The 24,592-nt window shown below is 69.3% G+C and carries 24 protein-coding genes and 1 tRNA gene; 2 read left to right on the top strand and 23 right to left on the bottom strand.

All coding sequences use genetic code 11. The annotated features are described in order from the left end of the window. Positions 1-9: 9 nt before the first annotated feature. Positions 10-438 (top strand): hotdog fold thioesterase, encoded by a 429-nt coding sequence (locus tag KZC52_RS02430; protein WP_247622475.1) that lies wholly within the window; start codon positions 10-12, stop codon positions 436-438. Here the strand turns inward: KZC52_RS02430 and KZC52_RS02425 are convergent. Then, positions 413-976, bottom strand: a complete 564-nt coding sequence (locus tag KZC52_RS02425; RefSeq protein WP_247622474.1) for a GNAT family N-acetyltransferase — start codon at positions 974-976, stop codon at positions 413-415. The two genes, KZC52_RS02430 and KZC52_RS02425, sit on opposite strands and share 26 nt — an antisense overlap. Then, on the bottom strand, positions 976-1,593 hold the full coding sequence (locus KZC52_RS02420) for an ANTAR domain-containing response regulator (protein WP_247622473.1): 618 nt from the start codon (positions 1,591-1,593) through the stop codon (positions 976-978). Before KZC52_RS02420 ends, KZC52_RS02425 begins: the two co-directional genes overlap by 1 nt. A 99-nt stretch (positions 1,594-1,692) precedes the next feature. Between KZC52_RS02420 and KZC52_RS02415 the strand changes: the two genes are divergently transcribed. Then, positions 1,693-1,775 (top strand) — tRNA-Leu (locus KZC52_RS02415). Between the two features lie 15 nt (positions 1,776-1,790). On the opposite strand, the gene KZC52_RS02410 is transcribed toward KZC52_RS02415, so the two are convergent. From KZC52_RS02410 to rpoZ, 21 genes are all read right to left on the bottom strand, one after another. Then, entirely contained in the window at positions 1,791-2,459 is a 669-nt protein-coding gene (locus KZC52_RS02410; RefSeq protein WP_247622472.1) for an esterase/lipase family protein, read from the bottom strand. After that, positions 2,456-3,259 (bottom strand): alpha/beta fold hydrolase, encoded by an 804-nt coding sequence (locus KZC52_RS02405; RefSeq protein WP_247622471.1) that lies wholly within the window; start codon positions 3,257-3,259, stop codon positions 2,456-2,458. Before KZC52_RS02405 ends, KZC52_RS02410 begins: the two co-directional genes overlap by 4 nt. A gap of 99 nt (positions 3,260-3,358) precedes the next feature. Continuing rightward, positions 3,359-4,807, bottom strand: a complete 1,449-nt coding sequence (pyk, locus tag KZC52_RS02400; protein ID WP_247622470.1) for a pyruvate kinase — start codon at positions 4,805-4,807, stop codon at positions 3,359-3,361. 54 nt (positions 4,808-4,861) lie between these two features. Continuing rightward, the gene (locus KZC52_RS02395) at positions 4,862-6,328 is read right to left on the bottom strand and encodes a glutamate synthase subunit beta (protein ID WP_247622469.1); all 1,467 of its coding nucleotides are present in this window, start codon (positions 6,326-6,328) and stop codon (positions 4,862-4,864) included. Continuing rightward, entirely contained in the window at positions 6,321-10,844 is a 4,524-nt protein-coding gene (gene gltB / locus KZC52_RS02390; RefSeq protein ID WP_247624691.1) for a glutamate synthase large subunit, read from the bottom strand. Before gltB ends, KZC52_RS02395 begins: the two co-directional genes overlap by 8 nt. Positions 10,845-10,989: 145 nt before the next feature. After that, positions 10,990-12,018: a prolipoprotein diacylglyceryl transferase gene (gene lgt, locus KZC52_RS02385; RefSeq protein WP_247622468.1), complete on the bottom strand. Its 1,029-nt coding sequence runs from the start codon at positions 12,016-12,018 to the stop codon at positions 10,990-10,992. Between the two features lie 10 nt (positions 12,019-12,028). Next, positions 12,029-12,832: a tryptophan synthase subunit alpha gene (gene trpA, locus KZC52_RS02380; protein WP_247622467.1), complete on the bottom strand. Its 804-nt coding sequence runs from the start codon at positions 12,830-12,832 to the stop codon at positions 12,029-12,031. Beyond that, complete coding sequence (trpB, locus tag KZC52_RS02375) at positions 12,829-14,049, bottom strand: tryptophan synthase subunit beta (RefSeq protein WP_247622466.1); 1,221 nt, start codon at positions 14,047-14,049, stop codon at positions 12,829-12,831. The genes trpA and trpB overlap by 4 nt, the downstream gene beginning before the upstream one ends. Continuing rightward, entirely contained in the window at positions 14,046-14,825 is a 780-nt protein-coding gene (gene trpC / locus KZC52_RS02370; protein ID WP_247622465.1) for an indole-3-glycerol phosphate synthase TrpC, read from the bottom strand. The genes trpB and trpC overlap by 4 nt, the downstream gene beginning before the upstream one ends. Continuing rightward, positions 14,825-15,055 (bottom strand): HGxxPAAW family protein, encoded by a 231-nt coding sequence (locus tag KZC52_RS02365; protein ID WP_247622464.1) that lies wholly within the window; start codon positions 15,053-15,055, stop codon positions 14,825-14,827. The genes trpC and KZC52_RS02365 overlap by 1 nt, the downstream gene beginning before the upstream one ends. Positions 15,056-15,102: 47 nt before the next feature. After that, the gene (locus KZC52_RS02360; RefSeq protein ID WP_247622463.1) at positions 15,103-15,693 is read right to left on the bottom strand and encodes a Trp biosynthesis-associated membrane protein; all 591 of its coding nucleotides are present in this window, start codon (positions 15,691-15,693) and stop codon (positions 15,103-15,105) included. Continuing rightward, a complete protein-coding gene (gene hisI, locus KZC52_RS02355) occupies positions 15,690-16,049 on the bottom strand; it encodes a phosphoribosyl-AMP cyclohydrolase (protein WP_247622462.1) in 360 nt (119 codons plus the stop codon). The genes KZC52_RS02360 and hisI overlap by 4 nt, the downstream gene beginning before the upstream one ends. Further along, positions 16,046-16,807 (bottom strand): imidazole glycerol phosphate synthase subunit HisF, encoded by a 762-nt coding sequence (gene hisF, locus KZC52_RS02350; protein ID WP_247622461.1) that lies wholly within the window; start codon positions 16,805-16,807, stop codon positions 16,046-16,048. Before hisF ends, hisI begins: the two co-directional genes overlap by 4 nt. Then, complete coding sequence (gene hisG / locus KZC52_RS02345; RefSeq protein WP_247622460.1) at positions 16,807-17,646, bottom strand: ATP phosphoribosyltransferase; 840 nt, start codon at positions 17,644-17,646, stop codon at positions 16,807-16,809. Before hisG ends, hisF begins: the two co-directional genes overlap by 1 nt. A 38-nt stretch (positions 17,647-17,684) precedes the next feature. After that, positions 17,685-17,948, bottom strand: coding sequence for a phosphoribosyl-ATP diphosphatase (locus KZC52_RS02340; RefSeq protein WP_017202142.1), 264 nt, complete (start codon positions 17,946-17,948; stop codon positions 17,685-17,687). Further along, positions 17,945-18,625, bottom strand: a complete 681-nt coding sequence (rpe, locus tag KZC52_RS02335) for a ribulose-phosphate 3-epimerase (RefSeq protein WP_282185352.1) — start codon at positions 18,623-18,625, stop codon at positions 17,945-17,947. The genes KZC52_RS02340 and rpe overlap by 4 nt, the downstream gene beginning before the upstream one ends. Before the next feature lie 2 nt (positions 18,626-18,627). Continuing rightward, complete coding sequence (locus KZC52_RS02330) at positions 18,628-20,106, bottom strand: RsmB/NOP family class I SAM-dependent RNA methyltransferase (protein WP_247622459.1); 1,479 nt, start codon at positions 20,104-20,106, stop codon at positions 18,628-18,630. Next, positions 20,103-21,023 carry a methionyl-tRNA formyltransferase gene (fmt, locus tag KZC52_RS02325; RefSeq protein WP_247622458.1) on the bottom strand — a complete coding sequence of 307 codons (921 nt, stop codon included), beginning with the start codon at positions 21,021-21,023 and terminating at the stop codon, positions 20,103-20,105. The genes KZC52_RS02330 and fmt overlap by 4 nt, the downstream gene beginning before the upstream one ends. A 19-nt stretch (positions 21,024-21,042) precedes the next feature. Then, the gene (locus tag KZC52_RS02320) at positions 21,043-23,001 is read right to left on the bottom strand and encodes a primosomal protein N' family DNA-binding protein (RefSeq protein WP_247622457.1); all 1,959 of its coding nucleotides are present in this window, start codon (positions 22,999-23,001) and stop codon (positions 21,043-21,045) included. A 16-nt stretch (positions 23,002-23,017) separates the two neighbouring features. Further along, positions 23,018-24,211, bottom strand: coding sequence for a methionine adenosyltransferase (metK, locus tag KZC52_RS02315; RefSeq protein WP_247622456.1), 1,194 nt, complete (start codon positions 24,209-24,211; stop codon positions 23,018-23,020). Between the two features lie 91 nt (positions 24,212-24,302). Beyond that, positions 24,303-24,560 carry a DNA-directed RNA polymerase subunit omega gene (gene rpoZ / locus KZC52_RS02310; RefSeq protein WP_247622455.1) on the bottom strand — a complete coding sequence of 86 codons (258 nt, stop codon included), beginning with the start codon at positions 24,558-24,560 and terminating at the stop codon, positions 24,303-24,305. Between the last annotated feature and the right edge of the window lie 32 nt (positions 24,561-24,592).

Genomic DNA, 24,592 nt, shown 5'->3' with positions numbered 1-24,592 from the left:
GGAGGATGCATGAGCGACGTCGCGACGAGCGAAGGACTCGAGTGGGCCACGGCCCGTGGAATGGGCGCCCTGGCCGAGAAGATGGGCATCGCGTTCACCGAGTTCAGCATCGAGCGCTCGGTCGGCACGATGCCGGTCGAGGGCAACACCCAGCCGGTGGGCCTTCTGCACGGCGGCGCCTACGTGGTGCTCGGCGAGTCACTGGGGTCGATGGCGGCCAATCTGCACGCGGGCCCCGGGCGGCTGGCGGTCGGTGTCGACATCAACGCCACGCACACGCGTTCCGCGACCTCGGGGATCGTGACCGGGGTGTGCACGCCGATCCATCTCGGACGCAGCATCGCGGTGCACGAGATCGTGGTGACCGACGATCAGGGACGGCGCTGCTCGACCATCCGCATCACCAACATGATCAAGGACGCCCCGAAGGCTCGGTGATCCCCTCATCCAGCAGCCGCTGGAAGAGGACGTGGTCCTGCCACTCCCCCGCGATCTCCAGATAGCGCGGGGCGATGCCGATGCGGGTGAAGCCGTTCGCGGCGAGTACCCGCTGGGAGGCGGCGTTGTGCAGCAGCGTCGCCGCCTGCACGCGGTGCAGTCCCAGGGAATCGCGCGCGTGACGGAGCACTGCGGCGACCGCGCGCGTCGCGAGTCCGCGTCTCGTCGAGTCCGCGGCGATCCAGTAGCCCAGATCCCCGCTGAGGAACGGCCCGCGCACGATGCCGTTGAGGTTCATCCTGCCGACGATCCGGTCGTCGGGTGCCGTCACCACGAATCGGATGCTGCGTCCCGTCTGCGCTTCGGCGACGGTGCGGTGTACGTCCCGCTCCTGCCACTCCTCCGTGAAGAACTCCTCTGTGCGAGCGGGTTCCCAGGGAGCGAGGTGGGCACGATCGGCCGCGTACGCGCGCGCCAGAGCAGCGCCGTCACCCGTGCGGACCGGACGGAGGGTGTGCTCGGGGTCGAGCCGGAACACTACTTCTTCGGAGCGAGCTGCTCGATGATCGCCTTGGCGACGTCCTGCATCGTGAGACGACGATCCATCGACGCCTTCTGGATCCAGCGGAACGCCTCGGGCTCGCTGAGCCCCATCTTCTCGTTCAGCAGGCCCTTGGCGCGATCGACGAGCTTGCGGGTCTCGAAGCGCTCGACCATGTCGGCGACCTCTGCCTCGAGCGTGATGATCTGCTCATGACGCGCCAGTGCGATCTCGATCGCCGGCAGCAGGTCGTTCGGCGTGAACGGCTTGACCACGTAGGCCAGAGCGCCGGCCTCGCTCGCGCGCTCGACGAGTTCCTTCTGGCTGAAGGCGGTCAGCAGCACGACCGGGGCGATGTTGCCCTTGTGCAGCTTCTCGGCGGCGCTGATGCCGTCGAGCTGAGGCATCTTCACGTCCATGATGACGAGGTCGGGACGCAGTTCGGTCGCGAGCGCGACAGCGGTCTCGCCGTCGCCGGCCTCTCCCACCACGTCGAAGCCGTTGTCGCGGAGGATCTCGACGATGTCGAGACGGATCAGCGATTCGTCCTCGGCGACGACGACGCGTCGGGGTGCGGATGACGTGGGCTGTTCAGCCAGTTCTTGCTCGGTCACGTACCCATCCTACTGGAGTGCGTCTCCGCCACGGCCGTGCGCGTCGGCACGGCGTCGGGACGGCTGCTTCTGCGCTACAGTCGTAGTCGCGATACACGGGCCGGCGTGGCGGAATGGCAGACGCGGAGCACTCAAAATGCTTTGTCCGAAAGGGCGTGTGGGTTCGAGTCCCACCGCCGGCACACAGACAGATCGACTCATCCCGCCATGAGTTCGAGTTCCTCGACGACCCGCGGATCGGCGAGGATCCGGAAGTGCCCTCCGGTGTCGAGTCGGACGTTCTTGGCGCCCGGCAGCTCGCTCCCCTCAGGGATGTGCGGGTCGAATCCCGCATAGATCGAAACGATCCGCGCGTTCGCATCGACACTGCGGGAGAGCGCGACGATGCCCGGATCCTCGGGCGAAAACGCGCGCAGGGTGCGCGAGGGGATCCGCCTCGCGTAGCGCGAACCGCGGAACGGCGTCGCGACCGCGAGCATCGCTCGAACGCGAGCGCCCTCCCGCCCGGTCATCACCATCTTCCCGGCAAGTCCCCCTTTGCTATGGGCGACGAGGATCACGTCACGCAGATCGTTTTCGTCCAGATAGTCCTCGACGAGCGCCGCCATCTCTGCGACCGGACGCTGGCTGCGCTCCAGCGTCTCGAGCACGTGAACCCTGTGCCCTCGGTCGTTGAGTCGAGCGACCAGCGGCTCCAGGAATCGCCACGTCTCATAGACACCGGGGAGTATGACCAACGGTGCACGCTCCCCCTCGGCGTAGGCCTCCGCGCTGCTCCGACTCAGGAAAGCGCGCGCCTGCCAGTACCCTGCGTAGGCGTAATCGGCCGCCCACCAGGCTGCCTTGCGGATCGCGCAGACCGTCATCGCTCCCCGTCATCGCTCGCGAGCGCGCGGGCGCGAGCAACGCCGGCGTGGTCGAGGATCGCTGAGCACACCGCCCGCGGTTCCGAGCGATGCACCACGTGACGACCGCCGGGGATCTCGACGAGATGCGAGACGACGGCTCGGTCACGCAGGCGGCGGCACCACGCCGACCCGGCGATGGGATCGTTCAGGCCTCGGATCACCAGCACCGGCATGAGAAGCCCTCCGACGACGTCCTCCAGCGCGTACCGCAACATGTGCCGCGCCTGTGCGAGGTACCACGGCACCCCGCACCGCAGGTAGTCCGCGAAGACGAGGGCGTTCGTCGCGGGGCTCTCCCCCGCGGTGTCGACCGCGAGCGCGAACGCCTGGGCAGGGAGCGAACGGTGCTCGTCGTCCGCGACCGGGCCGATCAGCACCAGGGAACGGACGAGATGCGGCGCGAGGTGGGCGACCTCTGCAGCCCATTGCGCCCCCATCGAGTGCCCCACGAGGATCACGGGGCCGCCACAGACGATCGGGAGGAGCTGTATCAGCAGCCGGGCCATCCGACCGATGTCGACGTCCTCTCGGGGTTTCGGCAACCCGCCGAACCCCGGCAGATCCACCGCCACGACGCGGGCTTCCGCGGACAGCATCCGCAGAAGGCGTCGATGGTACCGGTGCGACATGCCGATGCCGTGCACCAACACCACGGTCGGGACCGGCGCGGTCGGGACCTGCGGGTGGTGCCGGGTCGTACCCGTGACGACTCCGAAGACGGTTCCGTCGACAACGAGACGGCGACGGCGGAGATCCATGTTCGCACGCTACCCGTGCGAGGCGATGTGCGTCACCGGGTTGACGTGGCGGACGACGAAGGGGCGGAGCCGAAGCCCCGCCCCTTCCCGACCCTCGGGTCAGACGCCTTCCTTATAGATCGGAGCGGCGCCGTTGACGGCGTCTCCGACCTTGTGGACGCGGATGTCGTTGGTCGAACCGGCAATTCCGGGAGGGGACCCGGAGATGACGACGACCTTGTCGCCCTCGACGGCGAGGCCGTTGGAGAGCAGGTAGTCGTCGACCTGGAGGTACATGAGGTCGGTGTGCTGCACCATCTCGACGAGCGTCGACTGGATGCCCCAGGTCAGCGCCATACGACGACGGATGTCGGGCTCCGGCGTGAACGCGAGCATCGGGATGCGCGAACGCAGGCGCGACAGGCGACGAGCGCTGTCACCGGACTGCGTGAACACGCAGAGGAACTTCGCCTCGACGAACTCCGCGACCTCGAGGGCGGCGAGCGTGATCGCCCCGCCCTGCGTGCGCGGCTTGGTCGTCAGGGGCGCGATGCGCTCCAGGCCGTGCTCTTCGGTGGACTCGACGATGCGGGCCATGGTCTCGACGGTGACGACCGGATAGTCGCCGACGCTGGTCTCGCCCGAGAGCATGACGGCATCCGCACCGTCGAGCACGGCGTTGGCGACGTCCGAGGTCTCGGCGCGCGTCGGAACCGGGCTGTTGATCATCGACTCGAGCATCTGCGTCGCGACGATGACGGGCTTCGCGTTGCGGCGAGCGAGCTCGACGGCGCGCTTCTGCACGATCGGCACGGCTTCGAGCGGCAGCTCGACACCCAGGTCGCCGCGGGCGACCATGATGGCGTCGAACGCGTCGACGATGCCCTCGAGCGCGTCGACCGCCTGCGGCTTCTCGACCTTGGCGATCACGGGGACGCGCACGCCCTCCTCGGCCATGATCTCGTGCACGCGCGTGACGTCCTCCGCGTTGCGGACGAACGAGAGGGCGATCAGGTCGGCGCCGATGCGCAGACCCCACCGGAGGTCCTCTTCGTCCTTCTCGCTCAGCGCCGGAACGTTGACCGCGACGCCGGGGAGGTTGATGCCCTTGTTGTTCGAGACGGCACCGGCGACGACGACCTTGGTGGTCACCGTCACGCCGTCGGTCTCGACGACCTCGACGCGCACCTTGCCGTCATCGATCAGGAGGTAGTCTCCCGGCTTGACGTCCTGGGGCAGGCCCTTGAAGGTCGTGCCGGAGATGTCCTTATTGCCGACGATGTCTTCGGTCGTGATCTTGAAGATGTCGCCCTGGGCGAGCTCGTAGGGGCCGCCCTCGAACTTGCCCAGACGGATCTTCGGCCCCTGCAGGTCGACGAGGATCGCGACCGCGCGTCCCGAGTCCTCTGCGGCGCGCCGCACGTTCGCGTAGTTGTTCTCGTGCACGGAGTAGTCACCGTGGCTGAGGTTCAGGCGTGCGACATCCACACCGGCGTCGATCAGCTCACGCACGGTCTCATAGGTGGAAGTTGCGGGGCCCAGGGTGGCGACGATTTTCGCGCGTCTCAACAGATTCTCCAGGGGATAAAGGGATAGAACTCGGGCGACACTGCCGGCCTCAGCCTACGCGGGCTGAAGGCCGATAGCGACATCGTGCGGCTGAACGGGAGACGGCAGAACGGTGCTGCCCATCAGGTACAGGTCGACGCTCGCGGCCGCGGCGCGGCCCTCGGCGATGGCCCACACGATGAGCGACTGTCCGCGTCCGGCATCACCCGCGACGAACACGCCCGGGACGGTCGACTCGTAGGTCGCGTCGCGCCGGAAGGCACCGCGATCGGTGAGCTGCGGACGGGTGTCCTCTGTGAAGCCGTCGGTCTCGGGACCGGTGAAGCCCATGGCGATCAGCACGAGGTCCGCGGGGATCTCGCGCTCCGTGCCGCTCTTGGGCACGCGGCGTCCGTCGATGTACTCGGTCTCGGCGACGCGCAGCGCGCGCACCTCTCCGACCTCGTTCGAGAGGAACTCCACGGTCGACGCGAGGAACACGCGCTCCCCGCCCTCCTCGTGGGCGGAGGAGACCTCGAACACGGTCGGCATCATCGGCCACGGCTGGTGGTCGGGGCGCGTCTCGCCCGGCTGCTTGCCGATCGCGAGGTTGGTCACGCTCAGCGCACCCTGGCGGTGCGCGGTGCCGATGCAGTCGGCTCCGGTGTCTCCACCGCCGATGACGATGACGTGCTTGCCCTCGGCCGAGATCTGGTCGGTGACCGTGTCTCCGGCGACGGCATGGTTCGACTCGACGAGGTACTCCATGGCGAAGTGCACGCCGTCGAGGTCGCGGCCCGGGATCGACAGGTCGCGGGGAACCGTCGAACCGGTGGCGATGACGACCGCGTCGTACCGGGCGCGCAGGTCGGCCCACGAGATGTCCTTGCCGATCTCGACGCCCGCACGGAAGCGGGTGCCCTCCTCCTGCATCTGGCGCAGGCGCGACTCGAGCTGCCCCTTCTCCATCTTGAAATCCGGGATGCCGTAGCGGAGCAGGCCGCCGATGCGATCGTCGCGCTCGAAGACGGCGACGGTGTGCCCGGCGCGCGTGAGCTGCTGCGCGGCGGCGAGTCCGGCCGGGCCGGAACCGACGACCGCGACGGTCTTGCCGGTCAGGCGCTCCGGAGGCTGCGCCTCGACCCATCCCTGGGAGAAGGCCTCGTCGATGATCGAGACCTCGATCTGCTTGATCGTCACGGCGGGCTGGTTGATGCCCAGCACGCAGGAGCTCTCGCAGGGCGCCGGGCACAGACGGCCCGTGAACTCCGGGAAGTTGTTCGTCGCGTGCAGGCGGTCGATCGCCGCGCGACCTTCTCCGCGCCACGTCAGGTCGTTCCACTCCGGGATCAGGTTGCCCAGCGGGCAACCCGAATGGCAGAACGGCACGCCGCAGTCCATGCATCGGCCTGCCTGGCGCCGGAGCACCGCCTTGTCGCCCGGCTCGTAGACCTCTTTCCAGTCCATGATGCGGACGGGAACCGGACGGCGAGCGGGGAGCTCGCGCTCGGTTACCTTCAGAAAGCCTTTGGGATCAGCCACCGGTCACCTCCAGGATGCGGTTCCAGACGATGTCGCCGTCGGGGTCGATCCCCTCGGCCACTGCCTCCTCGCGCATGCTGCGCACGGCGGCGAAATCACGCGGGAGGACCTTGACGAACTCCGCCGAGACCTCGGCGAAGCGGTCGAGGAGTTCGGTGCCGAGCGGCGACGCAGTGCGTTCGACGTGCTCGACGAGGAGACTGCGCAGCACCTCGAGATCGGCGCGATCGAGCGGCTCGAGGAGCAGCTCGCCGCTGCCGAGGGACTGCGCGTTGATCTTGGCGGTGTCGAGCGCGTGCACGTACGCCACTCCCCCGGACATACCGGCGCCGAAGTTGCGGCCCGTCGAGCCCAGGATGACGGCCAGACCACCGGTCATGTACTCGAGCGCGTGGTCGCCCACGCCCTCGACGACGGCGGTGGCACCGGAGTTCCGGACGAGGAAGCGCTCGCCCACGACGCCCGAGATGAACATCGTGCCAGCGGTCGCTCCGTAGCCGATGACGTTGCCGGCGATCACGTTCTCCTGCGGCGCGATCTGCGAGCCGCGGGGCGGCCGGATCGTGATGTCGCCACCGGAGAGGCCCTTGCCGACGTAGTCGTTCGCGTCGCCCTCGAGCCGCAGCACGATGCCCTGCGGCATGAAGGCGCCGAGCGACTGCCCGGCGGTGCCGTGCAGAGTGACGTCGATCGTGCCGCGGGGCAGCCCGGCCGCGCCGTGACGCGCCGTGACCTGGTGGCCCAGCATCGTGCCGACCGCACGCTCGGTGTTGGCGATGGGCAGCTCCACGACGACGGGCTCTCCGTTGAGGAGGGCGTTCTTCGCGATGTCGATGAGCTGCACGTCGAAGTGCTTCTCCAGCTCGTGGTCCTGCGTCCGTCCGCTGCGACGCGGCTCGCCGGCCGGGAAGACCGGTCCTTCAAGCACAGGGGTCAGATCGAGGCCGTCGGTCTTCCAGTGCTCGATGGCCGCGTTCGTCTCAAGCAGCTCGGCGCGTCCCACGATCTCGTCGATCGAGCGGAATCCGAGCTCTGCGAGCAGCTCACGCACCTCTTCGGCGATGAACTCCATGAAGTTCACGACGAACTCGGGCTTTCCGGTGAACCGCTCGCGCAGCGCCGGGTTCTGCGTGGCGACGCCGACGGGGCAGGTGTCGAGGTGGCAGACGCGCATCATGATGCAGCCGCTGACGACGAGGGGCGCGGTCGCGAAACCGAACTCCTCGGCGCCGAGCAGCGCGCCGATGATGACGTCACGACCGGTCTTCAGCTGCCCGTCGACCTGCACGACCACGCGGTCGCGCATGCCGTTGAGCATGAGGGTCTGCTGGGTCTCGGCGAGACCGAGCTCCCACGGCGTTCCGGCGTGCTTGAGGGAGTTCAGCGGGCTGGCACCCGTTCCCCCGTCGTGGCCGGAGACGAGGATAACGTCGCTGAGCGCCTTCGCGACGCCGGCCGAGACCGCGCCGATGCCCGACTGGCTGACCAGCTTCGTGTGGATGCGCGCCTCGGGGTTGGCCCTCTTCAGATCGAAGATGAGCTGCTTGAGGTCCTCGATCGAGTAGATGTCGTGGTGCGGTGGCGGCGAGATGAGGCCGACACCCGGGGTGCCGCCGCGTGTGCGCGCCACCCAGGGGTACACCTTCTGCGGCGGCAGCTGACCGCCCTCGCCGGGCTTGGCGCCCTGCGCGAGCTTGATCTGGATGTCGTCGGACTCGGTGAGGTACTGGCTCGTCACGCCGAAGCGACCCGAGGCCACTTGCTTGATCGCGCTGCGGCGCTCCGGGTCGAGCAGACGCTCGGAGTCCTCACCGCCCTCACCGGTGTTCGACTTGCCGCCGATGCGGTTCATCGCGATCGCCAGCGTCTCGTGCGCCTCCTGGGAGATGGAGCCGTAGCTCATCGCTCCGGTCGAGAAGCGCTTGACGATGGCGGAGACGGGTTCCACCTCATCGAGCGGAACCGGCTTGCGGGTTCCGGCGCGCAACGTGAACAGACCGCGCAGGGTCTTGAGCTCCGCCGCCTGGTCGTCGACGAGCTTGGTGTACTCGCGGAAGATGTCGTAGCGGCGGGTGCGCGTGGAGTGCTGCAGCTTGAACACCGTCTCCGGGCTGAAGAGGTGGGGCGAGCCGTCGCGACGCCACTGGTACTCGCCGCCGGTCCACAGGCGCTCGTGCGCACGGGCCGCGGCATCCTCAGGATAGGCGTAGTCGTGACGGGCCTGGTTCTCGGCGAAGACCTCGTCGATGCCGATCCCGCCGAGCTTCGACTCGGTGCGGGTGAAGTAGGCGTCGATGAACTCCTGGCTGAGGCCGACGGCCTCGAACACCTGCGCGCCGGCATACGACGACACCGTGGAGATGCCCATCTTCGACATGATCTTGAGCACGCCCTTGCCGAGCGCGTAGATCAGGTTGCGGACGGCCTTCTCCGGCGAGATGCCGGTGATGTAACCGGTGCGCACGAGGTGCTCGACCGTCTCCATCGCCAGGTAGGGGTTCACGGCGGACGCGCCGTACCCGATGAGCGTGGCCACGTGATGGACCTCGCGCACGTCTCCGGCCTCGACGATCAGGCCGACCTTCATGCGGTTCTCGCGACGGATGAGGTGGTGATGCACCGCCGCGACCATCAGCAGCGACGGGATCGGCACGAGATCCTTATTCGAGTCGCGATCCGACAGGATGATGAACTCCGCGCCCGCCTCGATCGCCGCATCGACCTCTGCGCACATCTCATCGAGACGATCGGTGAGCGTCTGGGGTCCGGCGTCGAAGTGGTAGAGACCGCGGATGGTGACGCTCGAGCGGTCGGGCAGCGCCTTGTCGATGTGACGGATCTTGGCGAGCTCGTCGTTGTCGATGACCGGGAAGTCGAGCGACACGGTGCGGGTGTGCTCGGGGCCCCACGAGAGCAGGTTGCTCTCGGGGCCGAGTCCGAGCTTGAGGCTCGTGACGACCTCTTCACGGATCGAGTCCAGCGGCGGGTTCGTCACCTGGGCGAACTGCTGCGTGAAGTAGTCGAACAGCAGACGAGGACGCTTGCTGAGCACGGCGATGGGCGTGTCGGAGCCCATGGCACCGAGCGGCTCCGCGCCGTTCTGGCCCATCGGGGTCAGGAGGATGCGGACCTCCTCCTCGGTGTAGCCGAACGTGCGCTGGCGGCGCGTGATGGATGCCGGCGGGTGCACGATGTGCTCGCGCTCGGGCAGTTCGGCCAGACGCACGGAACCCGCGTCGAGCCACTCCTGCCACGGCTGCTGAGTGGAGAGGTCGCGCTTGATCTCCTCGTCCTCGACGATCCGGCGCTGCGCGGTGTCGACGAGGAACATCTTCCCCGGGCGCAGGCGACCGCGGCGCTTGATGCGCTCCGGCTCGAAGGTGAGGACGCCGGTCTCGGAGCCGATGACGATGAGACCGTCGGTGGTCTCCGTCCAGCGCCCCGGACGCAGACCGTTGCGGTCGAGCGTCGCGCCGACGAGCGTGCCGTCCGTGAAGATGAGTGCGGCAGGGCCGTCCCACGGCTCCATCTGGTTCGAGTGGTACTCGTAGAAGGCGCGCAGCTCCGGCGTGATGTCGGTCTGCTTCTCGTACGCCTCGGGAACCATCATCATGATGGCGTGCGGCAGGCTGCGGCCGGTCAGCGTGAGCAGCTCCAGTACCTCGTCGAAGGAGGCGGAGTCGCTGGCGCCGTCGGTGCAGATCGGCAGCAGGGGGCGCACGTCGCCGAGCAGTTCGGACTCGAGCTGCGACTGACGGGCGCGCATCCAGTTGCGGTTGCCGCCGACGGTGTTGATCTCGCCGTTGTGGGCGAGCATGCGCAGCGGCTGCGCGAGCGGCCACGACGGGAAGGTGTTGGTCGAGTAGCGGGAGTGCACGACCGCGAGCTCGGAGGCGAAGCGCTCGTCCTGGAGATCCGGGTAGAACGGCTCGAGCTGGAGTGTCGTGACCATGCCCTTGTAGCCGAGCGTGCGGCTCGACAGCGACACGAAGTAGGCGCCGAGCTCATGGCCTGCCCGCTTGCGGAGCCGGTAGGCGACTCGGTCGAGCGCGATGTCCGTGAGGGGCGCATGCGCGTGGGTCGTTCCCCCGGCGCTCACGAAGAGCTGCTCGAAGGCGGGACGGGCCTCGTCGGCCAGCTTGCCGAGGTGCTCGTTGACCGTGGGGACCTCGCGCCAGCCGAGGACGCGCAGTCCCTCGGCGCGGGCGATCTTCTCGATGCCGGCCTTCTGCTGGCGGCGATCGCTGGAATCGCGGGGCAGGAACGCGAGCCCCGCGGCGTACTCCCCCACCGGCGGTAGGTCGAAGTCGGTGACCGCGCGGAGGAACGCATCCGGCATCTGGGTCAGGATGCCCGCTCCGTCACCGGTGCCGGCATCCGAGCCGATCGCACCGCGGTGCTCGAGGTTGCGCAGCGCCTCGAGCGCGAGCGCGATGATGTCGTGCCCGGCGTAGCCGCGCAGCGTCGCGACCATGGCCAGGCCGCAGGCATCCTTCTCGAACGCCGGGTTGTACATGCCCTGCTTCGGGGGATAAGCGCCGGAGGCGCCGTAAGGGGGCTGGAAGTACACCAGTTACCGTCCTCAGATATTCAAGTGACACCGGGGACGACGTTGGCCCGCTCGTTCAGTGCAATGGTTCTCTCGCGCCACGAGGTGGCGGCTATCGGGAGCCGTTCTCGCTCGTGGGAGCGGTGCTTGTGGCGGTAGCTCCTGCGGTGACGTCGTCTGCCGGAGGCTCGCTCACGTCGACGAAGTCAGAGGGATTGTCCTGCGATTGTACATCAGCGTCGTCCTGGTCCTTCCGCGACCGGCCGGGTACGTACGGCGACGGCTCGAGTCCGGGGTGGCGACGCGTCTGCACGACGAGGATCACGAGACCCACGATGATGCCGAGGATCGCGGCTGCGACGTTGCTTCGCAGGCCGAGGATGATCTCGCTCGGGTCGATGCGGATCGACTCCCAGACGACGCGTCCTGCGCTGTACCAGATGAGGTAGATCGCGAAGAGGCGGCCCCACTGGAAGAACAGCTTGCGACCGAGCCACAGCAGCACGATGACGCCCAGGCCGTTCCAGATGACCTCGTAGAGGAAGGTCGGGTGGAAGAGCGTGCCCTCCGGGAGTCCGGGCGGGAAGGCGCTGTTCGTCGACTCGATCTCGAGTCCCCAGGGCAGATCGGTCGGGAGGCCGAAGAGCTCGTGGTTGAACCAATTGCCGAAGCGGCCCATCGCCTGCGCGAGGAGCAGTCCCGGTGCGAGAGCGTCGGCGAAGGTCCAGAACCGGATGCCGGTCCACTTGCAGCCGAGGTACGCACCGACTGCACCGCCGATGAGGGCGCCGAAGATGGCGATGCCACCCTCCCAGATCGCCCAGACGGATCCGGGCTGGAACGGGTTCCACGTGTTGATGCCCTCGCCGAAGTAGTCGTTCGGGTGGGTGGCGACGTGGAAGATCCGCGCACCGATGATGGCGAGCGGGACCGCGAGGATCGAGATGTCGATGACGACCCACGGCTCCGCTCCGCGCTTGGTGAGGCGGTGGTTGGTCAGCAGCGTGGCGACGATGATCCCCGCGATGATGCACAGCGCGTAGTAGTGAATCGAGAGACCGAGGAACACGAAGTTTCGCTCGGGCGGGCTCGGGATGCTGGTGAGCACGCCGGTGAGGGTGCTGTGGAGCGCGAGGGACATGAGTGCGATCCTACTTCTCGGTGACGGGGCGCGACGACGACGTGCCGTCGGCCAGGGTTCGGGTGACCTCGGCGAGAGCGTCGAGGCCCCCGTCGCGGAGCGCGCGGACGAGCGCCGTACCGACGATCGCACCGTCGGCGTACTCGGACACCGCGGCGATCTGCTCGGGCGTGGAGATGCCGATCCCGACGCAGGCCCGTGTGGCGCCCTGTGCGCGCAGGCGTCCGACGAGGGTACGGGCGGCGCGGTCCAGTTCGGCCCGCTCCCCCGTGATTCCCATGGTCGAGACGGTGTAGACGAAACCGGTGGACGAACGCACGACCAGGGCGAGTCGTTCATCGGACGAGGTCGGCGCGGCGAGGAAGACCCGGTCGAGGCCGGTGCGCTCGCTCGCGGCGATCCACTCGTCGGCGACCTCGGGCGTGATGTCGGGGGTGATGAGCCCCGCCCCACCGGCGGCGAGCAGGTCGTCGGCGTACCGGTCGACGCCGTACTGCACGACCGGGTTCCAGTAGGTCATGACGAGAACCGGAACATCGGTGGCCGCGGTGATGGCGCGCAGCGCGGTGAAGAGATCGGCCGTTCGGAAGCCGGCGGCCAGCGCGGCGGTCGTCGCCTCCTGGATGACGGCGCCGTCCATGACCGGATCACTGTAGGGCGGTCCGAGCTCGATGATGTCGACCCCGTTGCGGGCGAGGGTGATCGCCGCCTGGATGCTCGTCTCGAGATCGGGGTAACCGACCGGGAGGTAGCCGACGAAGACCTTGCGCCCCTCGGACTCCGCTTTCTCGAAGGCGCGCTCGATGCGACTCACTGGTCTCCTCCATCGGTCGTCGAGGCGTCGTAGAGGTCGAAGTAGGTCGCGGCCGTCGCCATGTCCTTGTCCCCGCGTCCCGACAGGCACACCGCGATGACGGCATCCGGTCCGAGTTCGCGTCCGATGCGCAGCGCACCGGCGAGAGCGTGGGCCGACTCGATGGCCGGGATGATGCCCTCGGTGCGGCTGAGGAGGCGCAGCGCCTGCATCGCCTCGTCATCCGTGGCGGGGATGTATGCGGCTCGCCCGATGTCGGCGAGCCACGAGTGCTCCGGCCCGACCCCCGGGTAGTCGAGGCCGGCCGAGATCGAGTGGGACTCGACAGTCTGGCCGTCGCCGTCCTGCAGAACGTAGGTGCGCGAACCGTGGAGCACACCCGGACGGCCGCGCTCGATCGACGCCGCGTGCCGCGGGGTGTCGACGCCGTCGCCCGCGGCCTCGACGCCGTACAGTCGCACGCCCTCGTCGTCGAGGAACGCGTCGAACATGCCGATCGCGTTGGAGCCCCCGCCGACGCACGCCACGACGGCGTCCGGAAGGCGTCCGACCTCGGAGAGGAGCTGCTCGCGCGCCTCTTCGCCGATGATCTTCTGGAAGTCTCGGACCATCGCCGGGAACGGGTGCGGACCCGCGGCGGTGCCGAAGATGTAGTTGGTGGTCTCGACCGAGGCGACCCAGTCGCGGTAGGCGTCGTTGATCGCGTCCTTCAGGGTGCGCGAGCCCGAGGTCACCGCGACGACCTCTGCACCGAGCAGCCGCATGCGCGCGACGTTGAGCGCCTGGCGCTCGGTGTCGACCTCGCCCATGTAGATCGTGCACTCGAGTCCGAAGAGCGCCGCGGCGGTGGCGGTGGCGACTCCGTGCTGTCCGGCACCGGTCTCGGCGATGACGCGGGTCTTGCCCAGGCGCTTCGTCAGCAGCGCCTGCCCCAGAACGTTGTTGATCTTGTGGGAACCCGTGTGGTTGAGGTCCTCGCGCTTGAGGAAGACGCGCGCTCCCCCGGCGTGCTCGGCGAAGCGCGGCACCTCGGTGAGGATCGACGGGCGTCCGGCGTAGGAGGTCAGGAGCCCGGCGAGTTCCGCACGGAACTCCGGATCGGCGACCGCGGCCTCGTAGGCCGCCGTCAGTTCGTCGATCGCCGCGATGAGCGATTCCGGCATGTACCGGCCACCGAAGCTTCCGAAGTACGGACCATGCTGTTCACGCAGGCTCATTCGCCGGCCTCCAGGAAAGTGGTGAGTGTCGCGACCGGGTCGCCGGTGACGAGCGCCTCGCCGATGAGGACGACGTCGGCGCCCGCCCCCCGGTAGTGAGCGACGTCGGCGGGTGTGAGGACCGCGGACTCGGCGATCTTGATCGCGGAGTCCGGGATGCGGTCGGACAGTCGTCCGAAGAGATCGCGATCGAGCTCGAGCGTCGTCAGGTCGCGTGCGTTCACCCCGATGAGCGGTGCGCCGAGATCGATCGCCGCCTCCAGCTCGTCGGCGGAGTGCGTCTCGACGAGCGGCGTCATACCGAGCTCGCCGATGAACCCGAAGAGCTCCCGCAGCACGGCGGGCTCCAGTCCGGCGACGATCAGCAGCACCAGGTCGGCGCCGGCCGCGCGTGCTTCGAGCACCTGATAGCGGGTGGCGATGAAATCCTTGCGCAGCACCGGAAGCGACACGCGGGCGGTGACGGCCTCGAGGTCGGCCAGACTGCCACCGAAACGACGCTCCTCGGTCAGCACGCTGATCGCCGACGCACCGCCCGTCTCGTACAGCGAGGCCTGGAGTGCCGGATCGGGGATGTCGGCGAGTGCCCCGCGCGACGGACTCGCACGCTTGACCTCGGCGATGATCTTCACTCGCTCCGCGGGCGCGAGGAACGACAGCGCATCCTTCGCGGCGGGCCGCGCGAGGGCTTCTCGCTCGACCTGCGCCAATGGACGCGACAGGGTGCGACGCTCGGCGTCTGCGACAGCGCCGGCCGTCAGGTCGGCGAGAACCACTAGTGCGCCTTCGGCGAGTACTTGGGGCCCTTCACGCCGTAACCGGCCTTGGCGAGGATCCAACCGACGAGCGCACCGATCGGGATCAACGCGGCCGTGATCCAGACGAGGGTCGGCTGCTCGAAGCAGAACGCGACTGTGGCGGCGGTGAAGCCGATGAGCATGATCACGACAGCGGTCCACGCCGCAGGCGAGTGTCCGTGGCCGGGGTCGGCGATCGGGTTGGTCATGGTCTCCTCCGGGGAACGACAGCGGGATCGGATTCAGTCTATCGGGGTCATCGGGTCGGATCGGTTCCGCGGGACAGGTCGTCCCAGGAATCGATCGCATCGACGGGGCCGTCGGTGTGGGCGGGGACATCGTCTCCCGTGCGGTACCGACGCCCGCCGCTCTTCCAGCGTCGCCACGTGCACAGCGCGAACACGGCGGCGGCGAGGAGCAGCACCCACCCGACCAGTGCGATGACCGGCCAGGCCGAGGGGGTGATCGACGCGACGACCGTCTCAACGGCGGAATCACCGGCGAGACCCGTCGCCTCGGTCACCGTCGGAGCCACGGCCGACAGCGGCACCCCGACGAGCAGCTGGAGCGTCGACCACCCGAGGAACACGGCGGCCACGGCGGCGAGCACCGCAAAGATCAGGCGCAGTACCGGGCCGGCGATCGACAGCGCCGCGCCGAGCGCGAGCACGGCGAGACTCAGCGGGGCGAGCAGCACCAGAGCGGATGCTCCGGGGACGAGGATCTCGGCCCCGGCATCCGCTCGCTGCACGGTCAGCCAGGTCTGCGTCGACGAGATGATCCCGATCGCACCGGCGAGAAGGAACCCGAGGAGGGTGATCGAACGTCCGCGTCGCGCCACGTTCATTCGGACGCGCCCCCGACCGCGGCTTCGAGATCGGTCGTGTCGAAGCACGTGCGCGTCCCCGTGTGGCACGCGGGACCGGTCTGATCGACCGAGAGCAGGATCGCGTCGCCGTCGCAGTCGAGTCGGGCTCCGTGCACGACCTGGATGTTGCCGGAGGTGTCGCCCTTGCGCCAGTACTCCTGGCGGGAACGCGACCAGTACGTCGCGCGACCGGACGTGAGAGTGCGCCGCAGGGCCTCCTCGTCGACCCACGCCATCATGAGCACCTCGTGCGAGTCGTACTGCTGCACGATCACCGGGGCGAGCCCATCGGAGTTCCAGGCCACCCGGGCGACTCTGGCATCGAGATCGGTCATCGGACCAGCACTCCTTCTGCGCGCAGCGCATCCTTCACGTCGCCGACGGTCAGCGCGCCCGTGTGGAACACGCTGGCGGCGAGCACGGCATCGGCTCCCGCGTGGATCGCCGGGGCGAAGTGCTCCACGGCACCGGCACCACCGGAGGCGATCACGGGGACGGTCGCGACCTCACGCATGAGGCTCACCAGCTCGAGGTCGAAACCGTCGCGCGTGCCATCCGCGTCGATCGAGTTCACGAGAAGCTCTCCGGCGCCGCGCTCGGCGGCTTCGCGCGCCCACTCCAGGGCATCGAGCGTCGTCTGCGTGCGGCCTCCGTGCGTGGTGACGACGAAACCGGAAGCCGTGTTCCCCGCGCGCTTGACGTCGAGCGACAGCACGAGCACCTGTGCGCCGAAGCGGTCGGCGATCTCGCCGATGAGGTCGGGCCGCGCGATGGCCGCGGAGTTGACGCCGACCTTGTCCGCGCCCACGGCCAGAAGCCGAGCCACGTCGTCGACGGTGCGCACTCCCCCGCCGACGGTCAAAGGCACGAAGACCTGCTCCGCCGTGCGCTGCACGACATCGTAGGTCGTCGCACGGGCGTCGACCGTGGCCGTGACATCGAGGAAGGTGATCTCGTCCGCGCCCTGAGCGGCGTAGTGCCGGGCGAGTTCGACAGGGTCCCCCATGTCGCGGAGGTTCTCGAAGTTCACGCCCTTCACGACGCGGCCGTCGGCGACGTCGAGGCACGGGATCACGCGCCGCGCGAGAGCCATCAGAGCCTCGCGGCGTGGATGGCGGTGACGAGGATCGCCCGCGCTCCGAGCGCGTAGAGGTCGTCCATCACCTGGTTCACGCGCTTGCGCGGGATCATCACCCGGACGGCGACCCAGGCGGGATCGCGCAGCGGCGAGATCGTCGGAGACTCGCGCCCCGGAGCGATCGCGACGGCCTGATCGACGAGTTCGGCCGGCAGGTCGTAGTCGACCAGCACGTAGCGGCGGGCGACCATCACCCCGCGCAGGCGACGCAGCAGCGTGTCGGTTCCATCTGCATCGCCGTCACGGCTGATCAGCACGGCCTCGGACTCGAGGATCACCGGGCCGAAGATCTCCAGACCCGCCTGGCGGAGGGTCGTACCGGTCGAGACAACATCGGCCACGGCATCCGCCACTCCCAGGCGCACGGCCGACTCGACGGCACCGTCGAGATGCACGAGTTCGGCGGTGACACCGTGCTCGCGCAGGAAGGCGCCGACGAGGCCCGGGTAGGCGGACGCGACGCGCACGCCCTCGAGGTCCTCCAGCGAGGAGAAACGGCCTGGAGGGCCCGCGAAGCGGAACGTCGAGCCACCGAATCCGAGCTGCTCGATCTCGCGCGCGGGCTGCTGCACGTCGAGGAGGAGGTCACGACCGGTGATCCCCACGTCGAGCGCGCCGGACGCCACGTAGGTGGCGATGTCACGCGGGCGGAGGAAGAAGAACTCGACGTCGTTCTCGGCGTCGAGCACGTGCAGGGTCTTGGGGTCGCGCCGGCCGGCGTATCCGGCCTCCGCGAGCATCTCGGCGGCGGTCTCGGAGAGAGAGCCCTTGTTGGGAACGGCAATGCGCAGCATGTCTGACTTTCAGATCGAATCGGGATGGGCGGAGCGCATCACAGATGTCGATAGACGTCCTGCAGGGAGAGTCCCTTCGCGAGCATCATCACCTGAACGTGATAGAGCAGCTGGGAGATCTCCTCGGCGGCGGCCTCATCGGATTCGTACTCCGAGGCCATCCAGACCTCGGCGGCCTCCTCGACGATCTTCTTGCCGATGGTGTGCACGCCGCCGTCGAGCTCGGCGACCGTGCCCGATCCCTCGGGTCGGGTCTCGGCCTTGACGCTGAGCTCGGCGAACAGCTCGTCGAAAGTCTTCACGCTTCCAGGCTACCGGCTCCCGCGAGGCCCCTGAGCCGCGTGACGGCGGCTTCGACGTCGTCGGCACCGTACACCGCCGATCCCGCGACGAAGGTGTCGGCCCCCGCGGCTGCGGCGATCTCGATCGTGCGATCGGAGATCCCCCCGTCCACCTGCAACCAGACATCGGATCCCCGACGCCGCGCCTCGTCGGCGAGTCCGCGCAGCTTCGGCATCGTCTCGGGCATGAACCCCTGGCCGCCGAAGCCGGGCTCGACGGTCATCACGAGGATCTGATCGAACTCGTCGAGGATGTCGTAAAGACTCTCCCCCGCGGTCCCCGGTTTGATCGCCACGCCGGCACGCGCGCCGATGTCGCGCAGACGGCGGGCGAGCGCCACCGGATCGGCGGCGGCCTCGAGATGGAACGTCACGCTCGCGGCCCCCAGCTCGGCGTAACCGGGAGCCCAGCGGTCGGGATCCGAGATCATCAGATGCACATCGAGCGGGATCGGACTCGTCGCCTGGATGCGCTCGACCATCTGCGGTCCGAACGTGAGATTCGGCACGAAGTGGTTGTCCATGACGTCGACGTGCGCGAAGTCGGCGGAGGCGATCTTCGCGAGGTCCCTCTGCATGTTGACGAAATCGGCGGCGAGGATGCTCGGGTTGATGCGCGGCGCGCGGGGAAGCTCCACGGTCACTCTCCCTTCGGTACGCGCTGCAGGAGCGCGAGGAACATGGCGTCGGTGCCGTGACGGTGCGGCCACAGCTGGACGGAACCGGACTCGGCGCGGCCGTCGGATGCGAGATCGATCGGCGAACGGGAGATCTCGGAGACCACGGCCCGGGCATCGAGCTCGACGAGGTCCTCCCTCCCGCGGAGAACCTCCTGCACCACTCCGGTCGTCTCGGCGAGGTGAGGCGAGCAGGTGACGTAGGCCACGATGCCGCCGGGCGCGAGGGCGTCGACCGCCGCCGACAGCAGCTGCTCCTGGAGCGGAACCAGCTCGGCGACATCGGCGGGTGACTTGCGCCAGCGCGCCTCCGGGCGTCGCCTCAGCGCACCGAGACCGGTGCAGGGAGCGTCGACGAGCACGCGATCGAACTCGCCGGGGCGAGAGGCGGCGAGCATACGGCCATCCTCTTCGTGCACCGGGATATCTCCGGGGACCGGGCGCAGCGCGCTGCGCACCAGCCCCGCGCGGGTCGGGACCACCTCGTTCGCTTCGAGTACGGCACCGGTCTCGTGGGCGATCGCGCCGAGCAGTGCGGTCTTGCCGCCGGGGCCCGCGCAGAGGTCGAGCCACTTCTCTCCGGTGGCTATCGGCTTCGCCGCGGCGAGAGCCAGCGCGACGAGCTGCGAGCCCTCGTCCTGCACGCGGACGGTTCCGCGCGCATCGGTGATGATGCGGTGGGGATCGCCGCCGGGCGATCCGAACGCGGTCGCGGCATACGGGCGACGGGGCTCCGCCGGCTCGGCGAGCCCGGGAAGGGCGACCAGCGTCACCTCGGGAGAGGCGTTGTCGGCCTCGAGAAGCGCATCGAGCTCCGACACCCGGCCCTCGGCGTCGAGCGCACGGCGAAGCGCACGGATCACCCAGACGGGATGCGCGCTGCGCAGTGCCAGGCGCTCGTCGTCGGACCGCGCGGACGACTCGATCTTGTCCTGCCACTCGCCCGGCGTCTCGCGCGAGACGCGGCGGAGCACGGCGTTGGTGAAGCTCGACGCTCCCCGGCTCACCTCGGTGGCGACGATGTTCACCGACTCGTTCACCGCGGCGTGCGATGCCACGCGCGTGGCGAGCAGCTGATGCACGGCCAGGCGCAGCGCATCGAGGACCGCAGGATCGATCGAGTCGACCGGACGATCGGCGGCGGCGGAGATGATCGCGTCGTAGGTGCCGCGGCGGCGGAGCGTGCCGTAGGTCAGCTCGGTCGCCAGCGCCGCGTCCTGCGGAGTGAGACCGGCCTCGCCGATCGCGTGCGGCAGCGCGAGGTTCGCGTAGGCGTCGTCCTCGGACACGGCACGAAGCACTCCGTAGGCCACCCGTCGTGCGGGCTGCACGGTGCGGGCCTGCACCCGCTGACCGCTGCCCCGTGCCGATCGCTGCGTGGCATCGGTCCGGGGACGGGAGGGCCCGGGCTTGCCCGGGCGCCGTCGCTTGTCGTCGCTCATGATGCTGCACGCATCCCTTCGGCGTCCCGCTGTCCGCGCCACCAGTCGGCGGCGTTCATCGCTCCCTTGCCCGCGGGCTGCACGCGCGTGACGGCGAGCGGGGCCGACGCGGTGCCGATCAGCACCGCCGTCTTCGTCGCGCTGATCTCCCCCGGTGCGAGCTGAGCCCTCTCGGCAGCAGGAGCGGCTTCGAGGATCTTCACCCGCTGTCCGCCGACGGTCGTATGCGCGCCGGGTTCGGGGGTGACCCCGCGGAACCGCGCGAAGACGACCTCGACCGGGGCCGACCAGTCGAGGGCGCCGTCCTCGAGCGTGAGTTTGGGGGCGAAGGAGGGCTCTCCCGTCTGGGGAACGGCGCGGGCGCTGCCGTCGGCGATCGCGGCGACCACGTCGGCGGTGAGCGCCGCACCGTCGTCGGCGAGTGTCGCGAGGGCGACGTCCGCGGTCGACGAGTCGGGAAGCGCGATCTCCCGCGTCGCGAACACATCGCCCGCGTCGAGCTCTGCGACGAGTCGGAACACGCTCGCACCGAGCACGGGATCGCCGGCGATCAGCGCGCGCTGCACCGGTGCGGCGCCGCGCCACGCGGGCAGGATCGAGAAATGCAGGTTGATCCAGCCCTCGCGGGGCCCCGAGAGGAGCGGCTCCCGCACGAGGCCACCGTAGGCGACGATCACGCCGAGCTCCGGCTCGAGGGCGAGGATGCGTTCGGTCGCCTCGGCGTCGAGGCGGGCAGCAGCGATGACGGGGATGCCGAGCTCGACAGCGGCCTGGGCGACCGGGGACGGCGTGAGCACCCGCTTGCGTCCGAGCGGCGCGTCGGGTCGTGTGACGACACCGACGACATCGTGCTCGGTCGCCAGGCGGCGGAGCGTGGGAACGGCGGCGGCCGGTGTGCCGGCGAAGACGAGGCGCATGAAAGGTTCTCCGGAGGGATCAGAGTTCAGGATCGAGGATATCGAGGCGGACGGTGAGGGTGCTCCGCGGATTCTTCCCGCGGCCGCGGCGGCTGGCGACCGCTTCGGCGACGACGGCGGCGCGCAGCGCGGTCACCACCCGTGTTCCGGCGCCGTACTCGAATCGTACGAGCGCGCGCACGCGGGCAGGGATGTCGTCGGACTCGACAGGCACGGGGCCCAGCACGGCATCCGAGGGCAGCGCGAGCTCTCCGAGCGCGATGAGCGCGCGCGAGACGGCGGCCGCCGACCCCTCGACGAGAGCGACCCGCGTCGTGGGCGGCATGTGCAGGGGTGCGCGGCTCTCGAGCTCGGAGCGGGCGTAACCGCTCTGGTTCCAGGTCGCCAGCGCGCGCGCGGCCTGGCCGTTCACGCCGACGAGGTGGATGGGTGCGCCGTGAGCCGCGAGGGCCGCAGCATTCGACCACCAGCGCAGACACGACTCGCCGATACGAAGGTCCGGCGATTGCAGCATCCGCGGGCCGTCGAGCAGGACGACCGCTCGATACCCGCCGTCGGCTGCGGGTTCGGCACCGCGCGTCGCCACGACCAGCGCGGGCTTGGCATCGACCCGCTCGACGGGGTGCGCACCGTCCGCCACGATCACTCGGACTCCCGGGAATGCGCGACCGAGTTCATCGGCCGTGCGTTCACTGCCCGAGGACGCGAGGCGCAGCTTCGTCGACGAGCACGTCGGGCAGGTCCAGGCGCGTGCGCTCCGACCGCACCAGCCGCACACCGGCACCGCGCCCCGATGGCGTGCGCCGAGGGGACCGCCGCAGTGCGCACAGCGCGCGGGTGCCCGGCACTCGGCGCACACCAGGGAAGGAGCGAACCCGGGGCGCGACACCTGGACGAGCACGGGGCCCTCCGCCGTCGCCTCACGGGCGGCGAGGAAGGCCGACGAGGGCATGCGCTGCGCGGTGGGCTGCTCCATCTCCTGCGGCGTGCTCAGGATGACGCGGGGAAGGACGCGACGTGTCGCTCGGATGTCGCGGAGCCACCCGAGAGCGACGAGACGTTCGACGTCGGTCGTGCGGGTGTGCCCGGCGAGGAGCAGAGCGGACCCCTCTTCGCCCTGGCGGAGGAGGGCCGCATCGCGCGCGTTGACGTACGGGGCCAGCGGCTCGCCGAGCAGCGGGTCGCCGTCGTCCCAGATCACGACGAGTCCCGCCCGCACGGGCGCATAGACGGCGGAGCGGTTGCCGACGACGATGCAGGGCGCGTCCTCGAGCGAGCGGAGGAATGCGCGGTAACGATCCGGGTTCGTCTGGCGCGAGTCGTAGCGCACCACCTGCTCCGCCGGGACGAGGTCGGCGAGGGCGGCGAGCACCCGATCGAGATCACGGTGATCGGGAACGACCAGGATCGATGATCTCCCGGCGGCGAGAGTGCGCACGGCTGCGCCGGCGAGAAGCACGGCCCATGCCGGTCGGCCGTCGTCGAGACCCGGAATGGCCTCGACCGCCGCACGTCCTCCGTCGCTCAGGGTCTCCCCCAGTCCGTCGTACAGGGAGACGACGGCCTCCGCTGCGGCGACGACCTCGGCGGACGGCTCGAACGGCGAGGAGTCGGCGGTCCAGGCCTTCTCGACGCGCACCTGCCGCTTCGGGATGACGAGGCGGAGGATGTCGGATGCCGAACCCGCCGCGCGATCGGCGACCGCTCGGGCGAGCCGGTGCAATCGCTCCGGCAGCACCTGGACCGGAGAGACGACGGTGTCGACCTCGGACAGCGGCCGGTCGGCGTCGTCCTCGGTGCCGACCTCGACGACGTAGCCGTCGATCACCCGCCCCGCCGTGCGCAGCGGCACTTTCACGCGCACACCGGGCGCGACGTCGCCGAGCTCGGCGGGAACCGCGTAGTCGAAGAGACGGTCGAGCTGCGGCAGCGGTGAGTCGAGCAGCACGCGCGCGATGCGCCGGCTCTCGGCGCTCATGGGAGGTGGCGTTCCGTCACAGGCCGGCGGCGCGGCGCAGCTCGTCGACCCGATCCGTGCGCTCCCACGTGAAGTCGGGCAGCTCTCGGCCGAAGTGACCGTAGGCAGCGGTCTGCGCGTAGATCGGGCGCAGCAGGTCGAGCTGTTCGATGATCGCCTGCGGTCGCAGATCGAAGACCTCGTTGATGGCCCGGGTGATGATCTCGTCGGAGACCTTGCCGGTGCCGAAGGTCTCGACGTAGAGGCCCACGGGGCGCGCGACGCCGATCGCGTAGGCGACCTGCACCTCGAGCCGGTCCGCCAGTCCGGCCGCGACCGCGTTCTTCGCGACCCAGCGGGTCGCGTACGCGCCCGAGCGATCGACCTTGGACGGGTCCTTGCCGCTGAACGCTCCCCCGCCGTGGCGCGCAGCCCCGCCGTAGGTGTCGATGATGATCTTGCGTCCGGTCAGGCCGGCGTCGCCCTTGGGGCCACCCGTGACGAACGGGCCCGCAGGGTTGATGTAATACGTGACGTCATCGAGGTCGAGGCCCGTGGTCGCGAGCACGGGCGCGATCACGCGCTCGCGCACGAGGGACTTGAGCTCGTCCTGAGAGATGTCGGGGTGGTGCTGGGTCGACACGACGACCGCGTCGACGGTCTTCGGGGTGAAGCCGTCGTAGCCGAGCGTGACCTGCGTCTTGCCGTCGGGGCGGAGGAAGGGGAGCTCGCCGCTGCGGCGGACCTCGGTGAGGCGTTCGGCGATGCGATGCGCCGTCCACGCCGCCATGGGCATGAGCTGCGGCGTCTCGTTCGTCGCGAACCCGAACATGATGCCCTGGTCGCCGGCTCCGAGCCCGTCGAGCGGGTCGACGGAGGAGCCGTCGCGGTGCTCCTGCGCGTTGTCGACGCCGTGCGCGATGTCGGTGGACTGCTCGCCCACGGAGACGCTCACGCCGCAGGAGTCGCCGTCGAAGCCGGTCTCGCTGGAGGTGTAGCCGATGCCGTTGACCACCTGGCGGACGATCGTCGGGATGTCGACGTACGCCTCGGTACGGATCTCGCCGGCCACGTGCACGAGGCCGGTGGTGACGAGGGTCTCGACCGCGACGCGGGAGTCCTGGTCCTTCGAGAGCAGACCGTCGAGGATGCTGTCCGAGATCTGGTCGCAGATCTTGTCCGGGTGCCCTTCGGTGACGGACTCGGACGTGAACAGACGCAGGGCGCTCATCGGGGACTCCAGAACGGGATCGGAAGGGGAAGGGCTGATGAACCCATTCTGGCCCGCGCCACCGACAGAGCGGGTGCGCGGGCCGCGAATATCACTCTGCGTGACGCAGGCGGAGCTTGTCCTCGTTGATCTCGTGCAGCGCGATCGTGAGCGGCTTGTCCTCGACCGAGGAGTCGACGAGCGGGCCGACGTTGTCGAAGAGGTTGCCCTCGTGCAGATCGGAGTAGTAGTCGTTGATCTGACGTGCGCGCTTCGACGCGTAGATCACGAGCTCGTACTTCGAGTCGACGCGGTCGAGCAGGTTGTCGATGGGGGGATCGATGATGCCCTTGGTGTGGTGTCCGGCCATGATGAGACCTCCTGATCAGGCGACGGGATCGT

The organism is Microbacterium galbinum, from assembly GCF_023091225.1.
Classification (GTDB): Bacteria; Actinomycetota; Actinomycetes; order Actinomycetales; family Microbacteriaceae; genus Microbacterium; species Microbacterium galbinum.
The sequence above is the reverse complement of the archived record's forward strand: the minus strand, read 5'-3'. Positions and strand labels throughout refer to the sequence as shown.